Origin of the sequence: Poinsettia branch-inducing phytoplasma str. JR1 (genome assembly GCF_000309465.1) — a bacterium.
Classification (GTDB): domain Bacteria; phylum Bacillota_I; class Bacilli_A; order Acholeplasmatales; family Acholeplasmataceae; genus Phytoplasma; species Phytoplasma pruni.
Map to the genome: position 1 here is coordinate 1 of NZ_AKIK01000164.1, position 5,295 is coordinate 5,295.

6 protein-coding genes are annotated in these 5,295 nt (G+C 23.4%); all 6 read right to left on the reverse strand.

The window, feature by feature from the left end:
* Positions 1–72 precede the first annotated feature (72 nt).
* The 6 genes from ON17_RS03015 to ON17_RS03045 all read right to left on the reverse strand — a co-directional run bounded on the left by ON17_RS03015 (position 73) and on the right by ON17_RS03045 (position 4,637).
* Complete coding sequence (locus ON17_RS03015) at positions 73–336, reverse strand: hypothetical protein (protein WP_017192028.1); 264 nt, start codon at positions 334–336, stop codon at positions 73–75.
* A gap of 130 nt (positions 337–466) precedes the next feature.
* Complete coding sequence (locus tag ON17_RS03025) at positions 467–862, reverse strand: SVM family protein (protein ID WP_017192029.1); 396 nt, start codon at positions 860–862, stop codon at positions 467–469.
* A 14-nt stretch (positions 863–876) separates the two neighbouring features.
* Positions 877–1,272: a hypothetical protein gene (locus ON17_RS03030; RefSeq protein WP_017192030.1), complete on the reverse strand. Its 396-nt coding sequence runs from the start codon at positions 1,270–1,272 to the stop codon at positions 877–879.
* A gap of 38 nt (positions 1,273–1,310) precedes the next feature.
* Positions 1,311–1,634 (reverse strand): SVM family protein, encoded by a 324-nt coding sequence (locus ON17_RS03035; protein ID WP_017192031.1) that lies wholly within the window; start codon positions 1,632–1,634, stop codon positions 1,311–1,313.
* Positions 1,635–1,710: 76 nt separating this feature from the next.
* Positions 1,711–3,741 carry an N-6 DNA methylase gene (locus ON17_RS03040; RefSeq protein ID WP_017192032.1) on the reverse strand — a complete coding sequence of 677 codons (2,031 nt, stop codon included), beginning with the start codon at positions 3,739–3,741 and terminating at the stop codon, positions 1,711–1,713.
* Between the two features lie 293 nt (positions 3,742–4,034).
* Positions 4,035–4,637: a hypothetical protein gene (locus ON17_RS03045; protein WP_017192033.1), complete on the reverse strand. Its 603-nt coding sequence runs from the start codon at positions 4,635–4,637 to the stop codon at positions 4,035–4,037.
* Between the last annotated feature and the right edge of the window lie 658 nt (positions 4,638–5,295).

Here is a 5,295-nt window from a genome sequence, read left to right on the forward strand (position 1 = left end):
CACCTACTCTATACTTGACCATATAACCAAGCTTCTAAACACGTTCATTAATCAAAGGTATTCGTCTTTTTATTAAATTCGTCTTTTTATTAAAGATGAAATATGTGAAAAATAAATTATTTTATGTAATCTTAAATGGTTTAATTCATACTTTTGATTAATAATATAATTAGCAACGTCGAAAATATTAATTTGAGTTTTTTCAATATCTTTTTTTATATCTAAATTATTTCCTATATTTACATAAACTCCTTTATTTTTATTAATTTCATTATATAATAATTTCAATTCTTTTTCAAGAGAAAGTATTTTTTGTTGTATTTCTTTTTTGGTCATGATTGGTTTGCCTCCTTTGATTTTTGGTTTGATGGCCGTACCGTGTTGTTGTTTGTTTGGGTAAAAGAAAAAGACCCTGGGAGAGGTCTTCTTGGGAATTTATTAATTTTTGTATCTATTATTTATTATTTTAATAACTTATATTTAATTTTGCTAATTGTTGATTAAAATCGTCTATTAAATGGTATAAAATTGGGTTATTATAATAACCTATATTGATAATTGTATTTCTTTGTTGTTCTAGATTTTTAATCATATTTATATAACAAAAATATCTTTTATTTAATATAGATTTGGTTTTTTGATCTCCGTTAGATTCAGATAACATAAATAATTCTTGTTTTTTTACTGACAAACTCCAAATCTTATTGTTTATTATATATAAATGTTCCTCCGATGCTCTTGAATATAATAAATTATTATTTTCCATTGCCATTACTTGATTATTGTTCCAAATAAATGATAATCCTATAAAAGTTATTAAATAAAGATAAATTATGTTAAATTGGTTTTTTAATTTGAACATTAATTAAATCTCCTTTAATTTTTTATTCCCGACCCAGGGTTTGTTCTTTTTATTTCAACTTCTTCTTGCTTAATTGTAGTTATTTTAAGATAATAATCCATAATGTTTTTCTTCAACTGCATTATATTTTCAATATTTAAATGATCTATATCTTTTATTATTTGTTGTATGTCGATTTTTATTTGATTATATTCAAATACGATTTCATAATTTTTAGTATCTTTGTTATCTAAAATATTTGAACATATATTTTTTAATTGATTTTTATGATAATTTAATTCTATTTCTTGTTTTAAAGGATGCCAGTATCTATCAACTTCTTCTTTATATATATCTATTGTATTACAACCGCAACAAACAGCTGCGCAAACTTTGAAAAAAAGTAATACCGTTTCAACATATGAATTCATAATCTTTATATTTATTCCCTTTATTATTATTTTTTTAATTATTTGTCTTCTGGAATAGTATTTAAATCTAATGCTTTTCTTTTTTTATTACTAGATTCAGATTTTGTTTCTTTAATAGAAATATTTTTTGAATTAATAATTTTTTGTAATTGAGTTATTTGTTTTCTTTGTTCAATTAATTTACAAAATTCATTGAATTCTAATTCATTAAAATTTGAATTATTAATTTTATTATTCGAAATTTGTTTTCCTTTATTTGAATCCATCCCCATAATTTGATTATTATTAATAATAAATAATAAACTTATAAAAGTTATTAAACAAAGATAAATTATGTTAAATTGGTTTTTTAATTTAATCATTAATTAAATCTCCTTTTTTAATTATTTCTTTATAATCTACTAATTGATTGTTTGATTGAATTTATAGAAATAACAGTTATCTTGGAGCAAGACTGTTGCCATACGGCAAAGATTTAATATAACTTTCCATGAACTGCCAATCTGGGTTTCCTTGATTTACCACTGGCAATTTAATGATTGTTTTTTGAATTCGTTCTTGGTTAAAACGACGACTATATGAATATTTAAACATTTCTTGATTGATAAGTGTTACAAAAAATAAAGCTATTTTTTCGTTTAAAACTTTATTTTTAAGTCTTATTATATTGATTGAATCATGTCCATTATTTAAAAACGGATATTTTTGATAAAAACAATAACCTAAAGCGCATATTGTTATACAATTTCCTTCTTCTGTATAATGGTCATAAAATCCATTACTACCATTATTTTTACTTGTACTAGTTATGTAAGGGCAGTTCCCTGTTTCAAATTCGTCTAAATCTTCTTTAGTGGTTTCTTTGTTAATTTTTTGAATATCAAATAATGATTCAATAGTAAATTCTTCCCAATCAGAAGTTTTAAGTTCTTTGTTGCATCTATTAAAATGATCTTTATTTTCTATTTGTGGTAAAATAATTTCTTGACTAATTTGTTCTAATAAAGTAATTTCATCTAAATTTTCGTTAAAAATATTTAAAACTTTTTTAACTTGAAAAACAATATATTTTTTGAGAGTCAATATAAAGTCGTTTTTGTTTAATTTACTATAATCAACTTTAGAATAAGCAAACAAAGTCCATTCATGATTTTTTTTGATAACGTGAGATAAACAATTAATATCATTATAATTTTTACGACTCAAATCATTCAACATTTTTGTTTCAATACGATCCCATTTATTAAACCGATCAATTCTTCCTTTGTTTTTAAATAAAACTAATCCATCATCTTCTAAATTATAAAAATCAACTTCTTTATTGTTATGAGGAATGTTCATTTTAAAAATAGAAATAGCTGTATGAGTTGAAGCGTTGGGTTCGAATAATTTATTAGGCATTTGAATTATTTTTTCTAAAGTATGAGCTTGTAAAATTTTATTTCTTGTTTTCGTGTCTTTCATATAAACACTTAATGGTGCTATCATGACAACATATCCATGAACTACTCCTAATAACTTTATTAAAAATTCTATTTCTTTTTTAGTAGGATTTTTGTTATTACTTTTGCCCCCATAAGGTGGGTTAATAAAACCAATTGTTGGAGGTTTATTTAACTTTTTCATTTTATTAGAAGCATCATTATGAAAAAAATCTAAATTATAAATTCGTGATTTTCCGTCACCACGAAATAACATATTGGATATAGACAAAGCATACATAGTAGGATCTTTATCAAAACTGATTATTTGATTTTCTTTGATGTAGTTAATATTTTTTTCGTTTTTATAAGTTAATTTTTCAATAACGGCGTTCATACCCGCGATTAAAAATCCCCCTGTACCACAACAAGGATCTAAAATAACATCAGTGCTACTAATAGGGATTAATTTAGTAAATAATTCTGTAATATGTCTTGGAGTTAAAACGATACCATTTTTAACATGAGTTACGCCAGCATAACTTAAAAAAATTTCATAAAAATTACCAATAATATCGTAACTATATTTATTTTTAGCTTCTAATAAATGATAAATATTTGTATTTAATTCTTTCAAAACATATTTTATTATTTCTAATCCATCATCTCCTAATAAACTTTTAATAGAATTCATTTGGTCACATAAGTATTGAATTTTTTCATAATTAATATTTTGTTTTTTTAAAACATTGTCTAAACTAATATTAATATCATTTAATAATTTGTCATAAACTATTTTGTAATCTATTTTTCTATTTTTTTCATTTTCATGTAAGTCAGGTCTATAATGATATTTATTATGTTTTTTATCGTCAAATTCTTTTTTAAAATCTGTTTGTTTTAAACAAATTAATAAAATAGAAATTAAAATAGGTCTATATTGGACTTCTAATGAACTTAATTTAATATTAATCATTCTAGCTGTTGAAGCAGATTGTTTTATAATATTATCTAATTCTAATTTATCATTCATTTCTAATGTGTTCATTTTCTTTTTCCTTTCTTTTGTTTATATTAGACGATTTCGTAGAGAGAGTTGAGGGTTTTTAATGGATCTTCATCAAGATTTTGAGAATTATCATAATCACGTTGTAATGAGTTTTTTAGTTTGATAGCGTTGGACAACAAATTGTTTAAATATTCAATTTCGATTTTATTTTTGTTGTTATTTGCGTTAAGTTCAAAAAATTTTATTGAAGAGTTTAAATCATCGCATTTTTTTTGGCATTCGTAGATATGTTTTTTATCTTCTTTTCTATATTCTAATGTTTGTTTGTGTGATTATCTAGATTTTTCAATTAAGGTTTTTTCTTCTTCAGAAAGATCATTTAGCGATAAAACTTCGTTTTCATTTTCTGATAAAATGTAAGATTTAATTTTATCATATTTTTCTTGTGTTATTTGAATTTTTGGTTTAATTTGGTTAATTATTTCTTCGATTTTATCTATTTGAGATTTTAATGAAGAAATACAAATTGGAAGAGGATCTAAATTTGCAGTTTGAGCCCAAGGAGGTAATTTAAAATATTCATACAAAAAATTTTTTGGTTTGGTTTGAATAATTTCAATACTTTTTTCTATTTTAATAATTTGAGAATTTAATTGTTCATGATTATAATTACTATTTTGCCAATTATATTTGAATACTGGTTTTTCTTGAATTGCGTTTTTAATTAATTCAACTTTTTTGTTTGATAATTGATTAATTGTTATAGTTTTATTTTCTTTAGAATAAGAATTTTCTTCTAATTCTTCATGATAATTTGATGATGTTTTTTGTTCTTGTTTGGCTTCATAAATACCTTCAAAAATTCCTATAATAGCAGAAATACATAAAAGAGTAATAATTAAAATAACGATCCAATGTTTTTTAAAAAAAATCATTTTTTTAATTGCCTTTCCGATAATAGTAGTAATTGATATTATCTTTGAAAATAATTAATTACTACTATTATACATTTTTATTGTGTTAATTTTAAAGAAAAAGTTTTTTTATGCTGGGATAGCTATTAATTCTGGGATTTTGTTTTCATTAGTTTGTTTGATTCTTTCTTGAACTCTTGCGTTGTTAGGGTTTTGAAGTTTTAGTTCTTCTTTGATTGTTTTTATTTCTTCATCGAGGGCGCCAAAGAGGCCTTATTAACAGCAAATTAACGAATTGCAATGTGTGATAATCACATACTTCATATTCTTGGTTTATCAAACGAAAGAATGATAAATTACAGCAAAGAATAAAAGCGGGTTAAGGTGAAGTTCATAACCAAGAGGATACCGCAAGAAGAACGAATTCCAAGGAGAAGTCCTGAAACGGACCTAAACGCAAAAAGTAGAGTAATAAAAAAACTAAGTCGAAAGGAATTGAAACGACTTGCAAGGCGGGATTAAATAGTTTTGTCGATGGACTATTTAGATTATTAAGGGATATAAATTCCTTCCTGGTTTGAATACCAACATCTTGAAAGAGTAGGTGATAAGTGAATAAAGTTTTTTTTTCTATTTAAATAAAATTTAAACAAAAGGAGATTTAAATGTCTAGAAAAAG